The organism is Bacillus sp. FSL L8-0199, assembly GCF_038005705.1.
GTDB lineage: Bacteria > Bacillota > Bacilli > Bacillales > Bacillaceae_G > Bacillus_A > Bacillus_A cereus.
The window spans coordinates 3629413-3655696 of sequence record NZ_JBBOTS010000001.1; the positions used below are offsets into that span (position 1 = coordinate 3629413).

Sequence of the window (26284 nt, forward strand, 5' to 3'; positions counted from 1 at the left end):
CGGCTTTTCTTATTAAGTTAAATCACGTTTTAAAAACACAGTATATGAAATACATAAAAATACGAACAAATAAAGTAACAACATACATGATGCAAACGGGAATGTTACTCCATCAATAAAACTTCCATTCTTTGAAATACTATATAAATCTGTGTTTGCTGGCAATAAATATTTCGCCCAGTTATATCTAGTGGCTGCTAATAGCGCAATATTGCCTGATAAAGCAAGGAATAGTGAAATACCAATTGCACCTCCACTAGATCTCGTTAACACAGAAATCATAAATGCAAACGATGCGTACACAACCGTTGGTAACCACGATAAAACATAATATTTACTTGCTTCTACAAAAATGTTTTGTTTTATTATATTTCCATCTTGGAAAATAAACTCACTCCATGCAGGCTGTTGGAATTTATAAATAACAAGTCCACATAAAGCGGAGAAGATCATATTAAATATAAATAATAAAGCTGCAAATATAACGATTGCTAAAAATTTTGCTGTTAAAATTTTAAAGCGACTCGCTGGTCGTATCGTTAAAAATTTATATGTTCCCCAGCTATATTCATTCGCAAAAATTGTACTTGCATACACGAGGATAAATGGGAGCAAAATTGGAAATACGATAAAACCTGTATCTCTCATGAAAGAAAGTGGAGAACTGCTTGCCGGTGCTGTATCCGTATCTAAATGCTTCATCTTAAGCTGGTATTCTTTTACAAGCTCATCCCCTGATTTTTCTGCTAAAATAGCTTCTTTTTTCATGCCAAGCTTTTTCTCAATTTCTACAGTTCGTTCTGTATAATCTACTTTCCATCCTTTTGTTTCCGGTTCAAAATACTTTACCGTAACCCATCCTAATCCGATTATTAATACTGCAATAACTGCAAATGGAATAATCGTTCGCTTCCGCTTAAATATTTTATACAGTTCGTTATATACTAAATTAAACAATATCTTTTCCCCCTGTTAATTCTAAAAATTGCTCTTCTAACGTTTTTCTTTCTTCATATACACGATACACTTGAATATTTTTCTCAAGCAATGTACGAATAACATTTGGGATTTCTTCATCTTTTACATTAATAAGTAATTCATTATCTTTTACTAAAACATCATGCCCTAATATTTCTGCTGCTTTATTCGCATCATCTACACGTATACGGATCGTCTCCATCTCTTCGCTTTGGCTATGCTGAATATTTTGCGTAGCCACATATTGCCCGTGCTGAATAATGATAACTCTGTCACACATTAATTCAACTTCTGAAAGTAAGTGACTTGATACAAGTACAGCTTTTCCTTGTTCATGTGCAATTTTTTTTATGTACATTCTCATTTCATGTATTCCACTAGGGTCTAATCCATTTGTCGGTTCATCTAGTATCAGCACATCTGGATCGTGAATAAGCGCCTGAGCGATTCCTAAACGTTGTCTCATGCCGAGTGAATATGCTTTTACTTTACGATCAATTACTTGTCCCATCCCTAACAATTTCACTACTTCATCGATACGTTCTTCGGTCACATTACCATTCATTCGTCCGAAATATGTTAAATTTTCATAGCCGCTTAAAAAAGGATAAAATTCAGGTGTCTCAATTACCGCTCCAATTTTCGCAGCGGTTTTTTCGAATTGCTGTTTCACAGATTGACCATCAATCCATACTTCACCTTCGGTCATACGGATCATACCAACCATCATTCTCATTAAAGTCGTTTTTCCAGCACCGTTTGGTCCGAGTAAACCGACAACCTCGCCTTTTTTCACTTCAAAACTAATATTTTGTACAAGTGTCTTTGATCCGATTCGCTTCGTTAACCGATCGACTTTTACAATTGATTGTTCATTTGTCATTCTATACAACCTTTCCTTCCCATTCTTTGTCAGGTCTTTTCACTGTAACATGATTATTTTTATGTGTAAAATAGAAAAAAGCATGATTTCTCATGCCCTTTCTTTAAACCGCAACGAATTTTCATCTTTTAAACTTCGAACAAATCGATAACATTGCATCATCGATATTAAAACGACAGTCATCATAATTATACTAATAATTACAACTGCATATATTGTAATTGGCGCACTATTTATTCCTTGTATCCCTGCGACTTTCATAAAGATAACCGTGAATAATTTCAAAAATAGCATCCCATTAATTAATCCAAAAACAAATGCTGCTCCATAAATGAATAATTGCTCCTGACATAATACACATAGTACCTCTTTTCTTTTCATATTTTCTGCTACATAAGATATAAACTCCTCCCTCCTCACATGCAAAAGGGAGTACATCATTTTATATGTAGTAAAAATACATATGAAAATTAGTACAATAAAAAGTGTGTAAAAATACATTTGAAATACAAATGCATCCCCTACTTTCAAAATAGCTCCTTCATTAAATTGTAACGATATCATAAAAAACAAAATCATAGTACTCATAGCAATCCACATAAATTGCTTCATCCTTTTGGTAGCAAATGTTCTAATATTTTTTCTCGCTAACCGACATAAAGACATAAAATTCTTCCCCTACCTTATTACATACGCATTCTATACTACTAGTGTATAAAAATATGACATTTTAAACATCGCACTACAATCGGAATTTCTTCTAAGTCTTTAGTCCTAGAAAACGAAATGATAAAAATCACATTTAGAATATAATTGTAAAAAGGAGGAGATTGCATGCGTATAAAATTACTATTAATCTTGTCTTTATTATTATTCACAAGTTGTAGCCAACTAAAAAACAATGAAGTTGCCATTGTTGAGCCATACAAATTAACAACAGAGCAGGCTTCTATTTTACAAATGACTCCTTTTCAAGAAGGAAATAGCATATTTTATAACGTTACGCTAAAAAATGAGAAAGATGAAATAAATGCTACGATTGATTATTATAACAATGGTAAAAAAACAAAAGAAATTGCTAATATAGCTACATCACATTTTTCAAAAAAGAAAGTAAAGCTTTCTTTTTTACCACCACATTTCCAATTCGATAAAGATATACAAGAAAAAAGGCAGTGGTATATGAATATTGATGGTGGTTCAACGCTTGTTCATGAAGAAGCACCACCAAGCGTAAATAGCTCCGCAACTACTACAATCCCATCTATAAAAAATTTAAAATACAATCAAAAAACAACTTTAGCTGCTGTAATCCAAACAAGTAAAGAAACTGTAAGCGTTCCTACCATTGATGAAGAAACAGGTATTGATCTACTCTTAAAAGAAAATGAACACGTTTATCTATTTAGTATCGAGCTAAAAAAAGAACAATAAAGCGGAAATGCAACTTAAGTTGCATTTCCGCTTTATTGTTTAATAAGGTGTACTTTTATGGATTTGAATTAAATCCATTTTCTGCTACTACTATTATTCATCTTCTACTTCTATTCTTTTCTTCTCTCTTGCAATTTTTAAAAACTCTAGCAACTCTGGATTACTATTCATTTTTTTATAAGCCACTGACATTTCTGCAACAAAATTAGAATCATATAACTCTTTATATACAACTTCTGTTTTATATAACTTATTTGCCGACACGGGTATTACTGTAATTCCAATCCCTGCTGCTACAAGCCCCATAACTGTTTGATACTCTGTTGCTTCTTGTACAATACGCGGACTAAATCCAACTTCTCTGCAAAGAGATAAAATTGTATCATACAAAGCTGGCCATACTGGTCTCGTAATAAATACAAACGGCTCATCTCGTAAATCTTCTATATGTATTTCATCTTTCTCTGCAAGTGGATGTGCCTTTGGTAAACATAAGGTGCAAGATAACCTTTGAATTGGCTCTAATTCTAATAATTGCGTTGGAATTGGTGGACGTAAAAAGCCAATATCGATACGGTTATCATGAAGTGCATGAACTTGATCTGGTGTTGACAATTCATGTAATGCAACAGACACTCTCGGAAATTTCTTTCTATATTCCCTAACAATTGATGGTAAAATATCATATATCGCCGCACCTACAAAACCAATTGAAAGTGATCCTACTTCTCCCCTTTGCGCACTTTGTGCAACTTCTACTGCTTTTTCAATTTGTTCAAACGCCTTTTTTACTTCTTTTAAAAACATTTCTCCTGCTTCTGTTAGTTCAACCTTTCTTTTCGTTCTTGAAAATAATGTAACTCCCATTTCTTTTTCTAATTGCTGTATTTGTTGACTAAGTGGTGGTTGTGTCATTTGTAAACGAGCAGCCGCCCGTCCAAAGTGTAACTCTTCTGCCACAACAACAAAATATTGCAAATGCCGTAATTCCATTTTTGGACACCCTTTTCACTTTCGATTAATATGTCTTATATATTAATAACATATAATTTATATATTAGACAAATATTTTGAATGAACGTATAGTAGAAATTGTTAATTCTTTTTTACAATTTTTATGTAACAAAAGAAAGAGGTGGTTACTGTATGAAATGGTGGAAGTTAAGCGGACAAATTTTATTACTATTTTGTTTCGCTTGGACAGGTGAATGGATTGCAAAACAGGCACACCTCCCAGTTCCAGGAAGTATAATCGGTATTTTCTTATTATTAATTTCATTAAAATTTAACCTAGTTAAAAAAGAATGGATACAGGACGGAGCAGATTTTTTATTAAAAGAACTTATTTTATTTTTCATCCCTTCTGCAGTCGCTGTCATACGTTACAGAGATACACTAACACAATATGGAATCGATCTCATTTTAATTATTATGATTAGCACTCTTTGCGTTACCTTAGTTACAGGACTTTTAACAGAATTGCTACTAAAGCGGAAAGGATCAACGCAATGATCGGATTTCTTTGTTTACTATTAACACTATTCACATATTGGCTATCAAAAAAAATGTATCAACGCTGGAATTGGAGTCTACTTTCTCCTCTTCTCGTCTGTCCCATTATTTTAATTGCTTTATTGCTCGGATTAGATACACCTTATGAAACATATGAATCTGGTGGTCATTGGTTAACTGAATTATTAAAACCCGCAACAGTTGCTTTTGCATGGCCAATCTATAAATACTTTGATTTATTAAAGAAACATGGAATGGCTATCTTACTTAATGTCATTGTCGGTTCGTTTTTATCAGTCATTACTTCAGCACTACTAGCAAATTATTTTCAAATTGATTCATCACTAGAACATAGTTTAGCGCCACATATCGTAACAACACCAATCGCAATGGCTATTTCAGAAATGATTGGTGGTATGTCACAATTAACTGCTGTATTTGTCGTTTTAACTGCCTTAACAGGAGCATTGCTCGGTCCTTCTCTCATACGTATTTGCCGTATTAAAACAGCAATCGCAAAAGGTATTATGTTAGGAACGAGCGCAAATGGAACCGGTACATCAAAAGCATTCGAAATCGGTCCTGTGGAAGGAACAATCGCAAGTTTATCCATGCTTTTAACAGCAGGCGCTAGTTTAGTTATCGTTCCGCTTTTCTTGTCTTGGATACATTAAAGAAGCAAGTATTTACATACTTGCTTCTTTATCTATATATTGGCACAGCAATTCATAATCCTCTGGAAAAGCTAAACACAATTGTTCAACTTCATGTATCCCTTTCCAAGCAATTTCATGTATTAACTCATCAGGATCTTGGATTTTCATATTACCGCCTATTTGTTTAACAAAATAATAATGGACATACACTGGAACACCGTATGTAATACCCTCTTTTTCATATATTTTATTTACAACTTCCACATTGTAACCTGTTTCTTCCCAAACTTCCCTAATACAACATTCTTCTAGTGTCTCTCCCTTTTCAAGTCCTCCACTTGGGACAGACCACCTTTTTTCTTCTCCCTCTTTGCCCTGCAGTACCATTAAAACTTCCTTTCTTTCATTTACACATACCGCTGCACTACCTATCCATCTCTCCATAAACATCCCTCCCCTACTAAAATTCGCCCTCTTTTTTATTTCCCCTTGAAAAAAAGAGGAAAAAAATAAAACAATGACGAAAGATTACATCAACTTCATAGGCAATCCCTTCTTAGAAATTAAAACTGGAAGGATGAAAATATGATTTCTAATTATGTTGTGGAATGTGTCTTTTGTGAAGAAAATCGAAAGCCTCGCCAAGCTATTGTCACAGTTCCCGCGACTACTCAGCTACTAGCCCTTGAAAAAGTGCGCGCGGAATGCAAACGTCGCTTCGGAAAAACTGTATTATTGCAAACAGAAATTAAAGAAGAAATAATTTTCGAACAAAAAGAAAGCTGACCATAAATTGGTCAGCTTTCATATCCGATCATATTTTCACATGAAGATTAGGGGCATCCTCTTTAAGGATCGGGATTTTCCCATTATGTACGTTCCATAATGGTCATCGAACAATATATTTCTATACAATTAACTATTGAATAGAATAGGGCAAAACTTGTTCGCATTTTTAGAAAAGGGATAGGGATATAATTCAAGTAGTACTTCGAATACTCGAACTTTACACTCATAATATTAAAACAAATCCTTTTATATGGGAAATATGAATTACCTACATAATTCATTCGTAAAATATATTAATAGTTTGCTATATTAATTTTATCCTGCTATTTGTAAGCAGTAACCCCCTACTTATTATAATTTCACTTTATTCCATCAATAGCATACATCCAGCTAAAACCGGTGTCATAATCATCGAAAACCTCAAAAGCATTCGCGGTGCATAATTTGTAAACTTCGCGCCAATATATGCCCCTAACATGGTCCCAATTAATACTTGCAATAACAATATATAATCTAAATATCCTTCCGAACTATATCCTAGCCCGCCTCCAATTGCAATCGGTAATATAACAAGCATTGTTGTCCCTACAGATTGCTGAATCGTTAGTCCCAATAGAACCATTAATCCAAGCTGAATAAACGGTGCAGAACCAATCCCAAATGAACCAGCCATCATTCCAGTAACTAATCCAAGGCATATACATTTCAACAAGTAGTTCATGGAAAACTCTTTATGCTTATATAAAGATGACTGTTCTTTGTTTTGGAACATAATTAATTTAATAAACATAAAAATTGCCGATAAAAATAACATCCCAGCTGTAAACCAATGAAGAAGATGTGCTGGTATAAGTGAACCAAATTTAGAACCAATATAAGAGCCAATTGCGCCAAATCCCCCAACAATCCCGCCTATAATAAATGCAACATTGCCTTCACGGTAATGACTGACAACACCTGATAATGTCGTAAATGCCATTGCAGTTAAAGATGTTGCAAGAGCAACATGAATAGGAATATGAAATACTAAAGTGAGTATCGCGATAATAAACCCAGCTCCTCCAGCTCCAACAAATCCTAATAAAATACCCATTACTAACATTGTTATAATAATTGCCACAGACTTTCCCTCCAGTAACACAATTATCCATCATATTTATCCTTACATACAAATAAAAAGCATCCTAGACGGATGCTTTTTATTTCAATAATATGTACTTAATCTTGATTAATCAAAATAACCGCTGGACCAGCTACTACTACTCCAGCTACTTCTATTTTTTCAAATTCCTTTACTGTAATAGATATAACTCCTTCTCTTTCCATCAATTCTTTACTCAGGACATCAGTCGGGATTGCTTTCACCGTCTTACCTCCTTTTCATTTATACAATATGATAAAGTGAAACTTTCATCATTGGGTTTTTGTCCGTACTTATTGATTATTAACGCTCACCAATCGGGCGAATAATCACCCAATGCATCTATATATATGCATCACCTCCGCTTTCATTCCTTATTCCACTCAAAAACCTTCTCCCCCTTCCGTGACATATTGAAAAATAAAAAAGAAGCTATAACATATAGCTTCCCTCTACGTTTCTTTAATCTTTATGCACCGTATATTCCATGACTTTACCATCTCTATCAAATTGTAAAATAAGCTGTTCGCTATCTATTGGAATAAAGCCACGTTCAGTCCCAAGATAATACAAAGTGATAACTCCTTCTTCCCCACTTCTCGTTTCCGTTGGGGCTCCTAACAATTGTGTAATTTCTTCATTTGATTTCCCTATTAATTTATATTTTTGTAATAGATCATCTACCATATGTACCCGCTTATCTGCATGATTTAACCATCTATTTTGATTAAACTTTGATGTATATTCATTTACACTTAGTTGTACAGTGCACACTATTAATGGTATGAGTGCTACTATTAAAACCCCCAACATTTGCTTCTTTTCTTCATTACGATTTTTAGAAACATATAAAATAACCCTTTGAATCATAACTAATAAAACAAATGGTATGAATACTACAAAAATGCTCCTTACACTTAAGGGTATATGGACCCTATCAATGACGAATATAAATACAATGTACATTACTATATACAAACAAAAATAGACATATAAAATGCCACGTAGCATAGCGTTCAGAAAGATCTCCCCTTTTAACTCACAATATAATTCATCAGGCTAATCATTTCTCGAATCTGTTCTAATTCTTGCTCTGTATATACTACTTTCCCTGTTAAGATTTCATTTCTAAAGAACATTACAATTTGCTCCCGATCTTTTAATCTAGGTGTTTCCTCACTAGAAAGGTCTACTATTGCTTTTCCATTTTTATTATAAAAATATACAACTGGTTTTACCTTTTCTTTTATACTATTAGCCTGCATTTCATTCAAACAATTGTATAAAATTTGAGATAGTTTCTTCGCCTTATATACTGGATTCCCTTCATTTTTCACTTGTATAGTTGACGAATCTTTACCTACTATATATTCAAATGTTTCTTCTTTATCAACTTCTTGTTGATACTTACCCATTTCATCAATCATAAATGAATATATACCAGCATTTTCTTTCGTTAAACCATGAATTAATTTCTCGTTCCATTCTTTCGTCTCCAGTAGATAAATACCAGTTTTGCACAAGATAAGATGATGGATTCGATTATCGTTTATTTCACTATTATTTTTAATAAAAACATTCGGCATGACTTGAAATTCAGCATCTAATATGATGCCTTGCTCTATGAATCCTCGCTTCATATAATGTAATGTTTCGTACGTATTCATTTCAGCACCGTTTTTAGTATATTCTCGTAAATTTGCAATTAATTTTTGAAACATATGTATTTCGTTATTATGTTTATTTTGCATTTCACTACGTTCTTTACTATGCTGCACAGCTAATTGATTTTTCATCATACGCATATTTTCAATTTCTCTATTTGCACTTACTTGTAAATCATTGTATTTTTTCTGTTCCATATTTTTTAAATTATTTTGTTGTTCTTTATGCTCTATCACCGTAGCTGCAATTTCATTTTTATACGTTTCAATCGCTTGTTTCTTTTCAAATTCTACTTGCTGACTCTCTGATTCTAACTGTTTATTTTTATAAAACAGCACAAATACTACAGCTAATAATATTAAAACCGCACCTATTAGCACATAATTCATATTTTTACCCCTTTATTTCATTTTCGATTATTTTTTATAAATATATCTACTATAGTATACTATGGTTTCGATATAGACTTTGTAAAAGTTGTATATTTTTAATAAAAGGCACCTCTGACGGGGCACCTTTTATTTTCACTCTATTGTACACCATACTGAATATAACTCGGATCGTAGTATATCCATTGATTTGTCCCTAAGCAAAGCCATCCATCTTGCTTACTCCATACTCGATACGATTCACCATGATGTAACTGTCTTATAACATTTCCATTTAATGATGGAGCATCACGCAAATTTACATTATCACCAGTAATAGTCGCCACATAATGTTTATACTGAATATAACTCGGATCATTATATACCCACTGATTTGTCCCTAAACAAAGCCATCCATTTTGTTCTCCCCAAACTTCATATGTTTCGCCACGATTCAATTGGCGAATTACACTAGACTGCAAAGATGGTCCACTTCTCAAATTCACATTATCTCCATTAATTATAGCAACCCCGTACACTGGAGTTGCATTATTAGGCGGGGAAACATTACCTCCACCACTTGCTCCATTCCCTTTTAAAGCTTCTAATGAAACTGCAGCTGATACATCACAATTTCCTACGCCTGAAATTTGTCCAGAATCTGTGTACTGCCACGCTGTCCACGCTGTCCATCCACCCGCATCAGCAGGCGGTGTACTCGAGTATTTAGCAATCCAAAGCGGTATATCACTTAATCCGCTAATTCCGAACTCATTAATATACCAAACTCCTGTATATAACATTACATCTTTTCCAGTAGCCTGTTTCACATAATTTATGAAGCTTCTTGCCCAATTCGATATAGCGTTACCAGTTAAATTACTGTTGCTCGGATCTGTTGGTGATTCTAAATCCAGAACTGGCATTAAGTCTGTCTGGTTACTTTGTAATATACTCACAAAATATTTCGCCTCTGAAATTGCATCATTTTGCTCTGGGCGTGCAAAATGGTATGCACCAATTAATACATTCGCATTTCGTGCTGCTTGTACATTCTTAGTAAAAGTAGGATCAATGTAGTTTACACCTTCTGTCGCTTTTGCATACGCTGCTGGAATTCCAGATGCCTTCACTGCATTCCAATCAATATTCCCTTCCCAATGAGACACATCAATAAACGTAACATTTGAACCTGATCTGTTTTGCATATAAAATCTCCTATCAATTTTTTTACTTCGTATACATACAATATGTACAAGTTTCATAAGAGGACACAACATTTATGCTATAGAAACAAAGAGTAAACATATTTTGTATACAAAATAAAAAAGACCTTGTATTACAAGGCCTTTTGCAAACTCACTTTATTTTGTAGCAAGTACATATTATAATACAAACCTTGCTCACTTAGTAATTCTTGATGTGTTCCTCTTTCTACTATCTCTCCATCATGCATCACAAAAATTTGATCTGCATCTTGAATTGTAGATAACCTATGCGCAATGGCTATCGTCGTTCTACCTTTTCGCATTTGTTGCAACGCTGTTTGAATAGCCTCTTCTGTTTCTGTATCGATATTAGCTGTTGCTTCATCTAATACTAATACTTTCGGATTCGTTGCTATCGTTCTAGCAAAAGCAATTAATTGTCGTTGACCGCTTGAAAATGCTGCACCTCTTTCTACTACTTCTGTTTCATACTGTTTTGGTAACTTTTCAATAAACGTATTCGCTTGCACAAATCGAGCAGCTTCTTTTACTTCTTCATCCGTAATTTCTTCATTATACATACGAATATTTTGCTTTACATTTCCAGCAAATAAAAATGCATCTTGCAATACGAGTCCTATTTTCTTTCTAATTTCTCGTTCTTCAAATTTTTCTAAATCTACACCGTCTATTACAATATTTCCTGACTTAATATTATAAAATCCCATTAACAAATTCATAATCGTACTTTTTCCGCTACCAGTATGCCCAACAAAAGCAACCGTTTGCCCTTGTTTCACGTGAAATGATACATTTTTTAAAACGTCACGCTTTCCATCATATGAAAAAGTAACATTTTTAAATTCAATATCCCCATCCACAACTTGAGGATTCTCATTGCCTTTTTGAACCGGTGCTAAATCTTTCTCGTCCATTAAATGAAATACACGGGATGACGAAACAAGTGCCTGTTGGAAAAAGGACAATTTCATCATCATCTCATTTACAGGTTGGAAAAAACGATGTATATAGTTAACAAAAGCATATAAAACTCCTACTTCAACAGGGCTCTTTAAAGCATCAATCCCAAATAAACCTAGTACTAACGCAATAGCTACAATATGCACTAAATCCGTAGCTGGTCGTAAAAGTAATGCGTCTAACTTCAAAGTACGTCGGCCTGCACTATAATGTTTATTATTCACTTCTTCAAACTCTTTTCTCATACGTTTTTCTTGTCTGAACACTTGAACAATATTCATTCCTTGTATGGACTCGTTCAACTTTGCATTTAACACGCTTAGTTGATTACGTACTTCTAAATAAAAAGCTGCACTTTTCCGGCGATATAATACCATAATCGCAAACATGATCGGAATTAATACGAGAGAAAATAGCGCTAATTTTACATCTAATAAAAACATCGCTACTAAAATACCTACTAAAAAGACTACATTTTTCACAAATGTTGATAATACACTAACATAAAAATCTTTAATCGCTTCCGTATCATTTGTTATACGCGATACAAGTGTACCAATCGGCGTACGATCAAAGAAACTTAATGACAGCTTTTGAACATGTTCATATACTTCAACTCGCATATCTTGAACAATCTTAAAAGCAATGTTCTGAAAGTACAATAGATTTAAATACGTAAATAATACTTTTAATAAATGAGCAACTATGTAAATTACAAATAAAGTAACGAGCGCTGATCGTTCAAAATCCCGCGGTACTAGGTGTTCATCGAGGAATTGTTTAATTAAAAAAGGCCCCATCATTTCCGTTACTGTCGCACCAACTAAAAAGATAAATGCTAAAGATAGCAACCCTTTATATGGCTTCATATAAGAAAGCAATCTACTTAAATCACTTCGCTTCTTCTCTACCATCATACGCCTCCTTTCTCGACTAAAGCTTCTAATTGCTGGCTTTCATACATTTCCTTATACCAGCCGTTTTCCTTCATTAATTCCTCATGTGTACCTCTTTGTACAATTCTACCTTCATCAACAACAAGAATAAGATTGGCATGCTGAATTGCACTTAATCGGTGTGCAGTAATAATCGTCGTTTTCCCTGCTCTTTCCCTCTTTAAGGCACTTAAAATCGTCTCTTCTGTTTTTGCATCTACTGCTGATAAACAATCATCCAAAATTAATATTTCAGCATTTGTTAATAAAGCACGAGCAATAGAGATTCGCTGTTTTTGACCACCAGATAACGAAACACCTCTTTCCCCTACTACTGTTTCATATCCTTCTGAAAATTGGAGGATGTCATTATGAATACAAGCAATCTCTGCAGCTTGGGTAATTTCATTATATGTAGCATCCGCCTTTCCAAAGGCAATATTCTCACCAATACTTGCTGAGAATAAAAAATGATCTTGCGGCACGTATGAAATGGCAGAACGGACACCATGAAGTGTTATATCTCGAATATCTCGCTCCCCAATTTTTAATTCACCATTAAAATGATCATACTCACGGATTAAACATTTTAATAAAGTCGTTTTCCCTGCGCCTGTACGTCCTACAACTCCTAGCGTTTCACCCTTCTTCAAATCAAAGTGAATATCGTTTAAATGTAACAATTCATTTTTCTTATACGAAAATGAATCAACGGCAAACGAAACATTACCGCTCGCTATTGTATGTACAGCATTTTCGCTATTTACTACATCTGATTTTTGTGAAAGAATTTTTTCTACACGGTCATATGAAGCACGCCCACGCTCCATAATATTGAATAACCATCCAAACGCTAACATTGGCCAAACAAGGGTACCTAAATATGTCGTAAATGTAACGAGATCACCTACTGTTAATTCACCTCTTACAACTAATACCGATCCATAACATACTGCGATTAAAAAAGAAAATCCAACGATAAGAGAGATTGTCGGATCAAATAACGAATCAATACGTGCAACTAACACATTTTTATGTACAACATCTTCTGATTTTCTTCGAAACGCCTGCAAATCTTCTTTCTCTTGTCCAAGCGAGCGAATCACTTTCATTCCACTCATACTCTCTTGCACTTTATCATTGATTTCCGAAAACGATTGCTGTGCTTTATGAAACCTTTTATGTAATAAAGTTCCATAATAATTTGTCGAAATAGCTACAATCGGCATTGGAATTAAACTTAATAATGTTAACTTCCAACTAATTGTAAAACCCATCGCTACGAGTACACATCCTCCGACAGCTAATGAGTCAACAAGCGTCAAAACACCTGCTCCAGCAGTTTGCTGGATCGCTTGAATATCATTGGTCGCATGTGCCATTAAATCACCTGTTCGATTTGACTGATAGAAAGATGGACTCATCTTTGTAAAATGTTCATATAAATTTTTTCGTAATTGGCGAGCTAATTTTAATGAAGACCCGAAAATCATAATACGCCATATGTAACGTAATATGTACATCGTAATACCTACAATTACTAATAGTACAACCCATTTTAGTAACTTATCGGTCGTCAATGTTCCATCATTAATTTCATCTACAACGATTCCAATTACTTTTGGTGCTACAAGTTCTAAAAGTGCAACGCCAAACAATAAAATAATTCCAGTTATGTACGCTCGTTTTTCTTGTTTAAAAAACCACGCTAAATTCATAAACACTTTCATTTTTTTCCTCCTCCCTTAAAATGAGCGATGTTTTCAGTTTACCAAAAATACAGAATTTTTAAAAGTTTTAAAAACTATAACTAACAAAAAGAAAGACACTCTTAGCGAGTGTCTTTTAGCGCTTATTTCATTTGTTGCTTGTTCATTGCGCTCATCATTTGATTGATTTTCTTTTGGGAAGGTTTTTGTCCCATTTGCATCATCATCATTTTTAACATTTGTTCGTTAATTGGTGGATTTTTTTGTAAGTAATTCATCATATATTTGCGGGCAATGAAAAATCCTAACGCCACGCCTGCTACTAGTGCTACTACGCCCACTAGAATACCTAACCAAATTGGCATATATTTTCCTCCTTCATGTTGTCTACCTTACAGTGTACTAAAACCTTTTCAATAAGACAAGATACAATTCGACATTTTTTACACATATGTTCGTACTTGTTTTAGAGGATTCAGCCATCCGTACTTTGTATTTTCATAATCCATAGCTAAAAATGTTAATTCACACTTTCTTAACACCTCAAAGAATGTCGTTTCCATAGAGACATTTCCAGAGGTATTCATACGAATATAGTGCGGTTTCACCATTATTTCGCCGTACTCCGCTCCCGTATAAAGTGTATGTGTATGATGTGTTCTATCATATTTACCAAGAACGCGCAAAGCTTGTTCTAATTTATGATGAATTTTCATTACTTGCAATGGCATCGTTATATACATCATTTGCTTATATAACACTTTTTTCTCCGAAAGGGACCCAGATTCTGAAAATCGAGCAAATAAATCAAAAAACAAATATTCACGACCAAAATAAGCTTTCGCAATATCCTCTTGAATTAAATACAATTCATACGTTTTCATTTTTCCACTCCCAATCTGGACAACCTTTTCTCTTCATTATATATAAGAAAATTTGCAATGATTGTCTGACTGCGGAGAGATAAAAAACTTTTTCTGTCGAAAAAACTCATTTACATAGAAAAACCTCTCCATGCCGGAGAGATTTTTCTGAAATCATTAAAGCATTTCTTTTACTTTACGAACAACGTTCTCTACAGTAAATCCATACTCTTCCATAATCTTCTCACCAGGAGCAGAAGCACCGAATGTATCGATACCTAACACATCTCCTTCAAGACCTACGTAACGGTGCCATCCGAATGTAGCACCCATTTCGATTGCGAAACGTTTTGTTACTGCTTTTGGTAATACAGATTCTTTGTACTCTGCAGTTTGAGCTTCGAAGCGATCCATAGATGGCATGCTGACAACAGCTGCGTCAACGCCGTCTACTGCTAATGCTTTTTGAGCTTCAACAGCTAGGCTTACTTCAGATCCAGTTGCAAGTAAGATTACATCAGCCGTTTCTTTCTTGCTTGCAGAAACTACATATGCACCTTTTGCTACTTTTTCATACGTATCATCTTTTGCACCTTCTAATGTTGGAAGGTCTTGACGAGTTAATACTAAAGCAGTTGGTTTGTTTGTAGATTCTAAAGCTAGTCTCCAAGCTGCAACAGATTCGTTACCATCAGCAGGACGGATAACAGAAACGTTTGGCATTGCACGAAGCGCTGCTAATTGCTCGATTGGTTCATGCGTTGGACCATCTTCACCAACAGCGATACTGTCATGTGTGAATACATACGTTACTGGCAATTGCATTAATGCTGCAAGGCGAATTGCTGGGCGTAAGTAATCAGAGAATACGAAGAACGTACCACCGTAAGTTTTTAAACCACCATGTAGTGCAATACCGTTCATTGCTGCACCCATTGCGAACTCACGTACACCGTACCAAATGTTTTTACCGCTGTAATCATCTCTTGTAAAGTCTTTTTCGTTATTCATGTATGTTTTGTTAGAACCAGCAAGGTCAGCAGATCCACCGAAGAATGATGGTACAGACTCTGCAATTGCATTAATTACAGCACCAGAAGAATTACGAGTTGCTGCTTTTGATCCTAATTCATAAGTTGGTAAGTTTTGCTCCCAACCTTCTGGAAGTTGACCGTTCATTGCTGCTTGGAATTCGTTTGCTAATTCTGGGTATGCTTGTGCATATTCACCTAGCATCGTGTTCCACTCAGCTTGCGCAGTTTCACCAACATCTTGTACTGTTTTACGGAAGTTGTCATATACTTCTTCTGCTACGTGGAAGTCTTGCTCAGCAGTCCAAGCATATGCTTCTTTCGTTAATTTTGTTTCTTCTACACCAAGTGGAGAACCATGTGAAGCTGATTTTCCTGATTTGTTTGGAGAACCGAAACCAATTGTCGTTCTTACTTCAATTAGCGTTGGGCGTTTTTCGTCAGCTTTCGCTTCTTCAATTGCTTTCGCGATTGCTTCAATATCGTTTCCATCCTCAACACGGATTACTTGCCATCCGTATGCTTTGTAACGATCTTCTACACTTTCAGAGAATGAACGATTTAAATCGCCATCTAATGAAATATCGTTTGAATCATAAAGCACAACAAGACGACCTAATTGTAAATGAGCAGCTAATGAAGATGCTTCAGCAGAAACGCCCTCCATTAAATCTCCATCACCACAAATAGCGTATGTATAATGATCTACTACATTATACGCATCACGGTTATATTTAGCAGCTAAATGTCTTTCAGCCATTGCCATACCTACAGCAGTTGCAATACCTTGTCCAAGTGGACCAGTCGTTGCATCTACACCAGCTGTATGACCGTACTCAGGATGTCCTGGAGTTTTGCTTCCCCATTGACGGAAGTTCTTTAAGTCATCCATTGTTACATCATAACCAGATAGGTGAAGTAGGCTGTATAATAACATTGAACCATGACCTGCAGATAATACGAAACGATCACGGTTAAACCACGTTGGGTTATTTGGATTGTGTTTCATAAATTGAGTCCATAATGTATAAGCCATTGGTGCTGCACCCATTGGCATTCCTGGGTGACCAGAGTTTGCTTTTTCAATCGCATCGATGGATAATGTGCGAATCGTGTTGATAGAAAGTTGTTCGATTGAATGTGACATGCTATTCTTCCCTTCGCTTATATTAGTAAACGTTTTATACATTTATATGATAGCTTCCCACGCAAGATTATACAACATGTATCGACAAATATGTTGATATTTTTTTGATTTTTTATAAAAAAATCAATGTTTCCGGGAATGTATGGGCATTCAATATGACATACTTTTTCATTATTTTTATTTTAAAAAGAAAGGGAATTATCTGTATATTTATACAATTTTCTTCTATACTTACGTTTTTAAAAACATAAAAAAGCATCTAACTTCGATGCTTTTCAAATAAGTTAAACAATCCTTTTCCGAATCGAACTTGAAATCCAATCAATTATAATTACCATTAAAATGATACCTAATAAAATAATCCCAACACGAGACCAATTCCGTGAACTCAGCGCAAAAATTAAAGGTGTACCAATCCCTCCTGCTCCAATAACCCCTAAAATCGCAGCGGATCGTACATTAATTTCAAATCTGTATAACGTATACGATAGAAAATCCGGTAACACTTGTGGTAACACTGCATACCAAAGTATTTGAAAACGGTTTGCTCCTGTTGCTAGTAACGCTTCCGTCGGTCCATTATCTATGTTTTCAATTCCTTCTGAATATAGTTTCCCTAACATTCCAATAGAATGTAATCCTAAGGCCAATACTCCTGCAAAAGAGCCTGGACCAACAGCTTTTATAAATAAAAGAGCCATAACTAATTCAGGAAACGTACGAACAAAACTAAGTACAAATTTCCCAGATCCTGAAGTTAATTTTCCACTACTCATATTCGTTGCCGCCCAAAAGGCAAACGGAACAGATAAAAATGCAGAAATAAATGTACCTAATATTGCAATTGCCAACGTATCAATTAATCCATGTAATAAATCTTCACCATCTGGCAAAGATACATACGACCAGTCTGGATTCAATATCCCTGTCATAATTGCTTTCGTAATTTCACCTGCTGTGTCCTTTATCCCCTCTAATGGCACTCCTGAAAAGGCCCATGCATATACAACTGTAAGTGCTATTAAAATAATCCAGCGATATATACTCGGTTTCTTCGGTTTTGGCACAATCATCGTCGTTCTATTCATTATAGTTTCTCCCGCAACAATGTACTAATGTAGTCAATTAACAAAACAACAATAAGGGTATAAATAATTATAGAAGCAGTTTGTTTATATTGTAAAAATCCAAGTGTACGATCATAATATAATCCAATACCACCTGCTCCTACTAAACCTAAAACAGCTGCTGCACGTACGTTCACCTCAAATGTATAAAGAACATAGGAGACAAAATGTGCTTTCACTTGCGGAATTACCCCATAAACAATCCATTGCACCTTATTAGCTCCTACCGCTGTCATCGCCTCTAACGGACCTGGATCAATTGATTCAATTGACTCATACAACAATTTCGCTACAAGTCCAATTGAAAAAAAAGTAAGAGCCAAAATACCTGGAAGTGGCCCAATTCCAAAAATCGCTACGAAAATTGCCGCTAATAATAAATCTGGTATCGTTCGTATCAAATTTAAAATCATTCGAGCTAGACTGTATAAAAATATGTTAGTAAACACATTACTTGCTGCAAACAGTGCAAGTGGAATAGCTAAAATCGCTCCTAAGGTCGTCCCAATAATCGCCATACGTATTGTATCTAACATCGCTGTTGTAATAACTTGAAAATAACTCCAATCTGGCGGCACCATTTCTTTTAACAAATCCATCATATTAGGAAAACCAACTACTAGCTTTGAAAATGATGCGTCGACCTGTATACTACTTCCCCACAACAGTAAAATGACTAGAATAAACGTTAACATATGTTTTAACTTACTCGGCGGCTTCGGTATCGATTTCGAATATATCGTTACGTCACTCATTTAACTGCCACCTCTAACAATTCATTTTTCTGTGCTACATCTCCATAAATTTCAGCAAAATTTTCATCTGTCGCCTCTTCTACTGAACCATCAAAAACAATTTCTCCTGCATGTAATCCAATAATACGTGTCGCATATTGCCTAGCTAAATCAATAGAATGCAAATTCACAATTGTTGTAATTCCAAAATCTTCATTGATTTTTTTCAAATCATTTAATACTTGCTTTGTCGTAAGTGGATCTAACGATGCAACAGGCTCATCTGCCAATATGATTTTTGCTTCTTGTGCCAATGCTCTAGCTATTGATACACGTTGCTGTTGTCCTCCTGATAATTCATCAGCACGTGCATATGCTTTTTCTAAAATATTCACTCTTTTTAACGCTTGAAATGCGAGCTCCACATCTTCTTTCGGAAACAAACCTAACGTTGTACGTAATGTGGAATGATATCCAATACGACCAGCTAATACATTTTTTAATACTGTTGATCGCTTTACAAGATTAAAACTTTGGAAGATCATACCGATATCCCGGCGCATACGCCTTAATTCTTTTCCTTTCGCAGCAGTAATAGACTCACCTTCAATAATGATTTCTCCTTCGGTAATCTCATGAAGACGATTTACGGATCTGAGAAGTGTAGATTTTCCAGCTCCAGACAGCCCTACCATTACAACAAACTCACCTTTTTGAATTTTCAAGTTTATATTATTCAATCCTTTTGTACCATTTGGATACACTTTGGAGACATTTCGAAACTCTATCACACATCTTACCTACCTTCTATGTATTCAAAACGGCAAACTAACTGAAAACATCCCCTTTCAGCTAGCTGCCATTTCCATATGTATTATTGCGTTTTTACTTTCTTCCCATATTCACGAACGATATCAAATTTACTATCATCAGATTTAACATATCCTTCATGTGAATATACTTCTTTAATGATTTTGTGACCTTCCTCATTCTTTCCAATTTCAATGAAAGCATCTTGTAATTTCTTGCTCCACTCTGCTTCTAAATCAGATCGTACAGAAATTGTATCGTTCGGAATTTTCTCAGTAAATTTCACTATTTTCGTTTGATCAAATATATTCGGATAATCTTTTTTTACAATATTACGAGCATCTTGGAATACAACAGCCGCATCTACGTCACCATTTAAAAGAGCAATAAGCGACTGATCGTGACCTTTTAATGTAACAGGTTTCACATCTTTTAACGGATCAATTCCCTCTTTTAATAGAACAGCTGCAGGCCATACATACCCTGCTGATGATGTTACATCTTGATAACCAATCTTTTTACCTTTTAAATCTTTTACACTATTTATATTAGAGTCTTTTTTAACAACAAACTCAGATTTATAAAAGTCTACTAAATCCTTTGTAGGGGCTCCCGTTTCATCATCTACTCCAAAACGTTGTGCTTGTAAAATTACATTTGCAGCCTTCTTTTCATGTGCTAATACGTACGCTGTTGGCGGTAAAAATCCTACATCTACTTGTTTAGATGCCATCGCTTCTACAATTGTATTGTAGTTCGTTGAAATACTAACTTTTACTGGAATATTTAACTTATCACTTAATAGCTTCTCAAGCGGTTTTGCCTTCGCCTCTAACGTATCCGCATTTTGAGAAGGAACAAATTGAACATTTAAAGTCTTCGGTACATACCCTTTTTTCGTATCTTCATTTTTACTTGCACTTGACTCTTTCGTCCCGCAGCCACTTAATAATCCCGCTGCTAGTACAACTGTTGTGCTCATTGCAAAAACTTTTTTCAACATATTAATGCCTCCATTTTTCATTGTTATAAAATAACCTTTCATAAACATGAAGAAATATATCACATATTTTTACAAATAATTGATTATTTACAGAATCTTTACACATTCTATACACTCACATTAAAATTCTCTTCACATATTTGATATGATGAATTGGAAGATAACAATAGAAAAGGTGAGTCATATTGGAACAAAATCAAACTGTAACTTTAAACATCTTATTAACAAGCGATATACATGGCACTGTTTATCCTATTCACTACCAAGATAACTCCCCAGCAGAACTTGGTTTAGCTAAAATTTCTACTCTTATAAAAAAAGAACGTTCCAAAAATAGAAACGTTCTTTTAATTGATAATGGCGACTTTATTCAAGGCACACCATTTACTTATCATTATGTTACATACGAAAAAAACAAAAAAAACCCAATGTCCTTATTAGCGAATTACTTACAGTATGACGCTGCAATTATCGGCAATCATGAATTTAATTACGGGATGGATATATTAAATAATGCTGTGACTACTGCGAACTTCCCGTACCTATCAGCAAACATTTTAGATAAAAACAGTAAAAAACCTTATTTCGGAAAACCTTATATAATCAAACAGATTGAATCCAATATAAAAATTGCTATTTTAGGGGTAACAACACATTACATCCCAAATTGGGAACAGTCCCATCATATTAAAGATTTACTATTTGAAGATGCATTAAAGACTACAAAAGAATGGGTTTCTTATATTCGCGAACATGAGAAACCAGATTTACTAGTCGTAGCGTATCACGGGGGAGTTGAACGAGATTTACAAACCGGGGTACCGACTGAAGTGTTAACAGGAGAAAACCAAGGATATGCAATGTGCCATGAAATTGAAGGCATAGATATTTTATTAACAGGCCACCAACACCGGGAAATTGCTCACACAATGGCTAACGGTGTAACAATTTTACAGACCGGATGTAATGGAAACTCAGTTGGAAAAGTAAAAATAACATTCGAAAAAACAAAACATAAATGGGTGAAAAAAGAGAGGTCTTCTGAATTATTATCTGTACAAGGAGTTGAGGCTGACCAAGATGCACTTTCATTGGTAGCCGATTACGAAGAGAAAACACAAAAGTGGCTTGATCAACCTATTGGAATCATTCAGGGAGATATGCAAATTTCAGATGCTATGCAAACTCGTTTGCATGATCATCCTTTTATCGAATTCATAAATAAAATACAGATGGATATAGCTAATGTATCAATTTCTTGTACAAGTTTGTTCCATAATACATCTCCAGGTTTCCCGGAACATGTAACAATGCGTGACATCGTTTCTAATTATATTTATCCAAACACATTAAAAGTAATTAGAATAACTGGAGCAGATATAAAAAACGCTCTTGAACTCTCTGCTTCTTATTTCACATTAAAAACAGATGGATCCATCACCGTAAGTCCTACCTACATAGAACCAAAGCCACAACATTATAATTATGATATGTGGGAAGGGATTTCATACGTATTAAACATTTCAAAACCAATTGGTGAAAGAGTAGAATCTTTACAGCATAACAGTGCTCCTCTTAATATGAATGAAGAATATGACGTTGTAATGAATAATTATCGTGCAAGTGGCGGGGGAAATTTCTTTATGTTTCAAAATAAACCAGTAGTAAAAGATATACCCACAGATATGTCTGAACTTATCGCTAATTATATATTGGAACATAAAACGATAGAAGCAACAGTTAATAACAACTGGAAAGTTATTAAATAACGATTTTTACAAATAAAAAAGATGGGCTTCGCCCATCTTTTAATTTAATTTTGCATTATCTTGCTTTTTTAAAGCTTTTAATTTCGTCGGTGTAACATCTGTACCTTCTTCGTTAACAACTTTAATACCTTTAAGTTCGTTTAACATATTTTGACGAAATCCTTTTAAATATTGTTCACGTAGCGATTGACGCTCACGTTGCTCTTCTTCAGTTAAACCTTCAGCTTTTGCTTTTTTCGCTAAGAAGTTAATGCGTTCAACGAGTTCGTGATTAATCATCTCGAATCCCCCTTCTAATCAAAACTGATTATTATCATACAATAGTTACTCTTCTTTATCAAGCAATTGCTTCGTATACTCTACATATCTACGATGTACAGTCGCCTTTGAAACATCATGACCAAATCCACGTAATGTTGCTGCAATTTCTTCAAACGTGAGTTCACTTTTTCGTAAACGTACAATTTCCTCAATTGGCACTTCTTTTTTCTCTCTTCCTACACTTAAATGACGATTTTTTAAATTATTTTCTGGACGATAACCTTTTTCTACTGCACGTTGCATACCTCGTTTAATTTTCAAATTATGAATCTTTCTTTGATATTCTTCAACAATACCAATAATATCTAATACCATCGAATCAGAATCCGACAATTGTAATTCACCATTATGTGTATGCGTATATACTTTTATGCCTTCTTTATGTAAACAATGCATTAATGCGATCTTCGCATTTCCTCTACCAAGGCGCGTTTCATCTTGTATAAGTAACACATCGATTTGTTCGTCTCGAATTGTATCCAACACCTCTAATATACCGTCACGTTCAATTGTATATCCACTAGCCTGCTCTTCAATCACCTTAGTAACATTCATTTGATAGCGCTCAGCTAAATGCAATAATTCATCTTTTTGACGTAATAATGATGTTTCTTGCGCTTCTTTCGTTGTACTCACACGTGCATAAATAATTGCATTCATTTTGAACCCCTCTTTCTCCCTATTATTTCCCTATAGTGTAACATAAATCCGCCATTTGTTCGAACTTATGTTTGTAGAATGTTTTTTCACATGTTATACTTATTAATAAGAAAAATGAAAGAAAACGAGGTGTTAGAAAACATGGAAAAGTTAACGAAACGCCAGCAAGACATTCTCGACTTTATTAAGCTAAAAGTACAAGAAAAAGGATATCCACCTTCCGTACGTGAAATTGGTCAAGCAGTCGGCCTCGCTTCTAGTTCTACAGTGCACGGACATTTATCACGATTAGAAGAAAAAGGATACATTCGACGCGATCCAACAAAACCACGTGCCATTGAAATTTTAGGTGAAGACCGAATGGATACGGAAACACAATCTGTTATTCAAGTTCCAATTGTCGGAAAAGTTACTGCTGGTTTACCAATTACAGCGGTTGAAAGCGTAGAGGAACATTTCCCACTTCCAGCTAGTATTGTCGCTGGAGCAGACCAAGTGTTCATGTTACGTATTTCTGGAGATAGTATGATTGAAGCTGGTATTTTCGATGGAGATCTAGTTGTTGTTCGCCAACAACAGTCTGCATATAATGGTGAAATTGTAGTCGCTTTAACAGAAGATAATGAAGCAACTGTTAAACGTTTCTATAAAGAAAAAGACCATTTCCGTTTACAACCAGAAAATTCTTCATTAGAACCTATCATTTTAAAACAAGTGTCAGTTATCGGGAAAGTAATTGGCGTATATCGTGATTTACATTAAAAAATAATAAAAAGAAGATAATTACCTTATTTATATACGGTAATTATCTTCTTTTTTGTATTTTGATAGATTTCCATGCATTCTATTTCTTATTAACGAGTTTTAATCGTCACATCTCCAGCAGCCGTTTTACCACTAATCTTTTTACTACCATTTCCAATTGTTACGTTTTTATTTTCTTCATTAAAAATTGTTACATCTCCGGCAGCACTTTGCCCAGTAATTACCGCATCTTGTGGTTTTTCCGATAAAGTAATATCTATATCTCCCGCAGTTGAACTTGCTTCTAGATTATACTTAGAATCATGATCTTGAATATTTATTTCCCCACTTGTTGTTTTTGCGGTCACTTTCCCTAATACCTTCTTAAAATTCACCTCACCAGCTTTTGTCGATCCCTCCACATTCTTAGCCGTTATTTGTTTCAACTCTACTTCTCCAGCAAGTGTTCTAACACTTACGCTATCACTTTTCACATCACTCATTTCGATTTGTCCAGCAGATGAATTTACTTTTACATCTTGGTAAGAGCGTTCGGGCACAAGGAGAGTCAATTTAGACGTTTGAAACCTAAAATCGTAAAAAGAAAAATCAAATGAAGCACCTTTTTCTCTTTCCCCAATAACTTTTAATGTGTCACCATCTTCTGCGATACGAATCTCTTGTTTACGTACATCTCCTGATTGCTTGATATAAAAAGAAGAGTCAGGAGATTTTTGGACAATAATATCCCCGGCATCTAACTTAACTTCTATATTTTTTAATGTTTCGTTTTTAATTACATTTTCTTTATCGCCTTTTTTAGCAGTTTGTACTGCTTTTTCATATGTTTGGGAAATTCCTATTACTCCAATAATGATACAAGCAATAGCGATTAAAAATAGTTTTTTCATCATTTACTCTCCTTTTATCATTTTGAAGTTCCATATTACATATCGTACACACAATCTCTTAAACCACTTTGTACTATAAAAAGCGATAATACATAACAATAAACCTACTCCAACAAACGTTATACTAACGAAAAGATCCAACCATATAAAAGTACCCATAAATACTTTTCCAATAACGAAAAATGGTGTTACTACACTAGCAATACCACCGATCCAAAAAGAAAATATAAAAGCAATAATTGCGACTAACGGTCCTAACACAATAATAAAATTAAACAAACTAAGTCCAATCGCTGCCATAACAGCTCTTGTCACATTTGAAGTCGATGGATTTTTTTTCATTTCATCGAAGCGATACATCGCAAGTAATTCTTTCGCTATTACTTTCGGAGAACCAAGGCCTTTTATTATTTCTGATTCAGTTTTCCCCTCTTCTAGTCCAAACTGAAAGTGCTCTTCATAATCCAATAAAATATCTTGCCTCTCTTCCTCTGGTAACTTTCTAAGATAACTTGATAATTCTTTAAGAAACCCTTCTTTACTCATCCCATTCCACCCCTTCAATAATTTCTTGTACCCCTTTCGCAAAATCACACCATTCTGTTACTAACAAATGAAATTGCGTCTCCCCTTGCTCTGTTAATTGATAATATTTACGAGGTGGCCCTTCCGTAGATTCCTTTAAATACGTTTGAAAATACCCTTCTTTCGTCAAACGACGTAATAAAGGGTATACTGACCCTTCCGATATTAAAAATTTATTAGAAATTTGCTGAACAAGTTCATAACCGTAACTATCTTTACGTTTTACAAGTGCTAATACACAAAGTTCAAGCACACCTTTTTTAAACTGAACGTTCAAGTGCCATCCTCCTTCCCTATCTCAGTACTGTTCAATACACGGT

Annotated in this window: 30 protein-coding genes; 6 read left to right on the forward strand and 24 right to left on the reverse strand. The window is 34.6% G+C overall.

Annotation, left to right across the window (positions count from 1 at the left end; all coding sequences use genetic code 11):
• Positions 1–12: 12 nt before the first annotated feature.
• From NST86_RS18525 to NST86_RS18535, 3 genes are all read right to left on the reverse strand, one after another.
• A complete protein-coding gene (locus tag NST86_RS18525; protein WP_000482759.1) occupies positions 13–957 on the reverse strand; it encodes an ABC transporter permease in 945 nt (314 codons plus the stop codon).
• Positions 950–1861, reverse strand: coding sequence for an ABC transporter ATP-binding protein (locus NST86_RS18530; protein WP_000180623.1), 912 nt, complete (start codon positions 1859–1861; stop codon positions 950–952). The genes NST86_RS18525 and NST86_RS18530 overlap by 8 nt, the downstream gene beginning before the upstream one ends.
• Before the next feature lie 90 nt (positions 1862–1951).
• Positions 1952–2527, reverse strand: coding sequence for an FtsX-like permease family protein (locus NST86_RS18535; protein ID WP_000050624.1), 576 nt, complete (start codon positions 2525–2527; stop codon positions 1952–1954).
• A gap of 168 nt (positions 2528–2695) precedes the next feature.
• Between NST86_RS18535 and NST86_RS18540 the strand changes: the two genes are divergently transcribed.
• Positions 2696–3295 carry a hypothetical protein gene (locus tag NST86_RS18540; RefSeq protein WP_044795305.1) on the forward strand — a complete coding sequence of 200 codons (600 nt, stop codon included), beginning with the start codon at positions 2696–2698 and terminating at the stop codon, positions 3293–3295.
• A gap of 93 nt (positions 3296–3388) precedes the next feature.
• Here the strand turns inward: NST86_RS18540 and alsR are convergent, their stop codons facing one another.
• Complete coding sequence (alsR, locus tag NST86_RS18545; RefSeq protein ID WP_000423234.1) at positions 3389–4288, reverse strand: acetoin biosynthesis transcriptional regulator AlsR; 900 nt, start codon at positions 4286–4288, stop codon at positions 3389–3391.
• A 153-nt stretch (positions 4289–4441) separates the two neighbouring features.
• On the opposite strand from alsR, the gene NST86_RS18550 reads away from it, so the two are divergent.
• Both NST86_RS18550 and NST86_RS18555 read left to right on the forward strand, forming a co-directional pair.
• Positions 4442–4807, forward strand: a complete 366-nt coding sequence (locus NST86_RS18550; protein WP_000872365.1) for a CidA/LrgA family holin-like protein — start codon at positions 4442–4444, stop codon at positions 4805–4807.
• Entirely contained in the window at positions 4804–5481 is a 678-nt protein-coding gene (locus tag NST86_RS18555; protein ID WP_000578965.1) for an LrgB family protein, read from the forward strand. The genes NST86_RS18550 and NST86_RS18555 overlap by 4 nt, the downstream gene beginning before the upstream one ends.
• Before the next feature lie 12 nt (positions 5482–5493).
• On the opposite strand, the gene NST86_RS18560 is transcribed toward NST86_RS18555, so the two are convergent.
• Positions 5494–5907 carry an NUDIX hydrolase gene (locus NST86_RS18560; RefSeq protein WP_000442977.1) on the reverse strand — a complete coding sequence of 138 codons (414 nt, stop codon included), beginning with the start codon at positions 5905–5907 and terminating at the stop codon, positions 5494–5496.
• A gap of 141 nt (positions 5908–6048) precedes the next feature.
• Between NST86_RS18560 and NST86_RS18565 the strand changes: the two genes are divergently transcribed.
• Positions 6049–6249, forward strand: a complete 201-nt coding sequence (locus NST86_RS18565; RefSeq protein ID WP_000625226.1) for a DUF3903 domain-containing protein — start codon at positions 6049–6051, stop codon at positions 6247–6249.
• Positions 6250–6616: 367 nt separating this feature from the next.
• Here NST86_RS18565 and NST86_RS18570 read toward each other — a convergent pair whose 3' ends face one another.
• From NST86_RS18570 to NST86_RS18635, 14 genes are all read right to left on the reverse strand, one after another.
• Complete coding sequence (locus NST86_RS18570; RefSeq protein ID WP_016118474.1) at positions 6617–7372, reverse strand: sulfite exporter TauE/SafE family protein; 756 nt, start codon at positions 7370–7372, stop codon at positions 6617–6619.
• A gap of 98 nt (positions 7373–7470) precedes the next feature.
• Positions 7471–7617 (reverse strand): BC1881 family protein, encoded by a 147-nt coding sequence (locus NST86_RS18575; protein ID WP_000644411.1) that lies wholly within the window; start codon positions 7615–7617, stop codon positions 7471–7473.
• Positions 7618–7855: 238 nt separating this feature from the next.
• The gene (locus tag NST86_RS18580) at positions 7856–8404 is read right to left on the reverse strand and encodes a hypothetical protein (protein ID WP_000943758.1); all 549 of its coding nucleotides are present in this window, start codon (positions 8402–8404) and stop codon (positions 7856–7858) included.
• 23 nt (positions 8405–8427) lie between these two features.
• The gene (locus tag NST86_RS18585) at positions 8428–9447 is read right to left on the reverse strand and encodes an NERD domain-containing protein (RefSeq protein ID WP_001110277.1); all 1020 of its coding nucleotides are present in this window, start codon (positions 9445–9447) and stop codon (positions 8428–8430) included.
• 140 nt (positions 9448–9587) lie between these two features.
• A complete protein-coding gene (locus NST86_RS18590) occupies positions 9588–10634 on the reverse strand; it encodes a GH25 family lysozyme (protein WP_227593176.1) in 1047 nt (348 codons plus the stop codon).
• A gap of 131 nt (positions 10635–10765) precedes the next feature.
• Positions 10766–12529, reverse strand: a complete 1764-nt coding sequence (locus tag NST86_RS18595; protein WP_016118476.1) for an ABC transporter ATP-binding protein — start codon at positions 12527–12529, stop codon at positions 10766–10768.
• Positions 12529–14280: an ABC transporter ATP-binding protein gene (locus NST86_RS18600; protein WP_000862455.1), complete on the reverse strand. Its 1752-nt coding sequence runs from the start codon at positions 14278–14280 to the stop codon at positions 12529–12531. The genes NST86_RS18595 and NST86_RS18600 overlap by 1 nt, the downstream gene beginning before the upstream one ends.
• 122 nt (positions 14281–14402) lie before the next feature.
• The gene (locus tag NST86_RS18605; protein ID WP_001123317.1) at positions 14403–14624 is read right to left on the reverse strand and encodes a YneF family protein; all 222 of its coding nucleotides are present in this window, start codon (positions 14622–14624) and stop codon (positions 14403–14405) included.
• A 78-nt stretch (positions 14625–14702) separates the two neighbouring features.
• Complete coding sequence (gene sirA / locus NST86_RS18610; protein WP_000860645.1) at positions 14703–15143, reverse strand: sporulation inhibitor of replication protein SirA; 441 nt, start codon at positions 15141–15143, stop codon at positions 14703–14705.
• Between the two features lie 156 nt (positions 15144–15299).
• On the reverse strand, positions 15300–17300 hold the full coding sequence (gene tkt, locus NST86_RS18615) for a transketolase (protein WP_000019766.1): 2001 nt from the start codon (positions 17298–17300) through the stop codon (positions 15300–15302).
• Between the two features lie 284 nt (positions 17301–17584).
• Positions 17585–18388, reverse strand: a complete 804-nt coding sequence (gene phnE / locus NST86_RS18620) for a phosphonate ABC transporter, permease protein PhnE (RefSeq protein WP_016118477.1) — start codon at positions 18386–18388, stop codon at positions 17585–17587.
• Positions 18388–19182: a phosphonate ABC transporter, permease protein PhnE gene (gene phnE, locus NST86_RS18625; protein ID WP_227593175.1), complete on the reverse strand. Its 795-nt coding sequence runs from the start codon at positions 19180–19182 to the stop codon at positions 18388–18390. Before phnE (NST86_RS18625) ends, phnE (NST86_RS18620) begins: the two co-directional genes overlap by 1 nt.
• Positions 19179–19952 (reverse strand): phosphonate ABC transporter ATP-binding protein, encoded by a 774-nt coding sequence (gene phnC / locus NST86_RS18630; RefSeq protein WP_340934190.1) that lies wholly within the window; start codon positions 19950–19952, stop codon positions 19179–19181. Before phnC ends, phnE (NST86_RS18625) begins: the two co-directional genes overlap by 4 nt.
• A gap of 83 nt (positions 19953–20035) precedes the next feature.
• The gene (locus NST86_RS18635; RefSeq protein ID WP_000915051.1) at positions 20036–20974 is read right to left on the reverse strand and encodes a phosphate/phosphite/phosphonate ABC transporter substrate-binding protein; all 939 of its coding nucleotides are present in this window, start codon (positions 20972–20974) and stop codon (positions 20036–20038) included.
• Between the two features lie 185 nt (positions 20975–21159).
• Between NST86_RS18635 and NST86_RS18640 the strand changes: the two genes are divergently transcribed.
• Positions 21160–22743 carry a bifunctional metallophosphatase/5'-nucleotidase gene (locus tag NST86_RS18640; RefSeq protein ID WP_016118480.1) on the forward strand — a complete coding sequence of 528 codons (1584 nt, stop codon included), beginning with the start codon at positions 21160–21162 and terminating at the stop codon, positions 22741–22743.
• A 39-nt stretch (positions 22744–22782) separates the two neighbouring features.
• Here the strand turns inward: NST86_RS18640 and NST86_RS18645 are convergent, their stop codons facing one another.
• Both NST86_RS18645 and NST86_RS18650 read right to left on the reverse strand, forming a co-directional pair.
• On the reverse strand, positions 22783–23022 hold the full coding sequence (locus tag NST86_RS18645; RefSeq protein ID WP_000607015.1) for a DUF896 domain-containing protein: 240 nt from the start codon (positions 23020–23022) through the stop codon (positions 22783–22785).
• A gap of 45 nt (positions 23023–23067) precedes the next feature.
• Positions 23068–23724: a YneB family resolvase-like protein gene (locus tag NST86_RS18650; RefSeq protein WP_000991470.1), complete on the reverse strand. Its 657-nt coding sequence runs from the start codon at positions 23722–23724 to the stop codon at positions 23068–23070.
• Positions 23725–23865: 141 nt separating this feature from the next.
• On the opposite strand from NST86_RS18650, the gene lexA reads away from it, so the two are divergent.
• A complete protein-coding gene (gene lexA, locus NST86_RS18655; protein WP_000413738.1) occupies positions 23866–24486 on the forward strand; it encodes a transcriptional repressor LexA in 621 nt (206 codons plus the stop codon).
• A gap of 92 nt (positions 24487–24578) precedes the next feature.
• Here the strand turns inward: lexA and NST86_RS18660 are convergent, their stop codons facing one another.
• The 3 genes from NST86_RS18660 to NST86_RS18670 are packed head-to-tail and all read right to left on the reverse strand — an operon-like array spanning position 24579 to position 26241.
• On the reverse strand, positions 24579–25382 hold the full coding sequence (locus NST86_RS18660; RefSeq protein WP_000976240.1) for a DUF4097 family beta strand repeat-containing protein: 804 nt from the start codon (positions 25380–25382) through the stop codon (positions 24579–24581).
• Positions 25383–25925: a DUF1700 domain-containing protein gene (locus NST86_RS18665; protein ID WP_016118481.1), complete on the reverse strand. Its 543-nt coding sequence runs from the start codon at positions 25923–25925 to the stop codon at positions 25383–25385.
• Positions 25918–26241 (reverse strand): PadR family transcriptional regulator, encoded by a 324-nt coding sequence (locus NST86_RS18670; protein ID WP_001102627.1) that lies wholly within the window; start codon positions 26239–26241, stop codon positions 25918–25920. The genes NST86_RS18665 and NST86_RS18670 overlap by 8 nt, the downstream gene beginning before the upstream one ends.
• Positions 26242–26284: the final 43 nt, after the last annotated feature.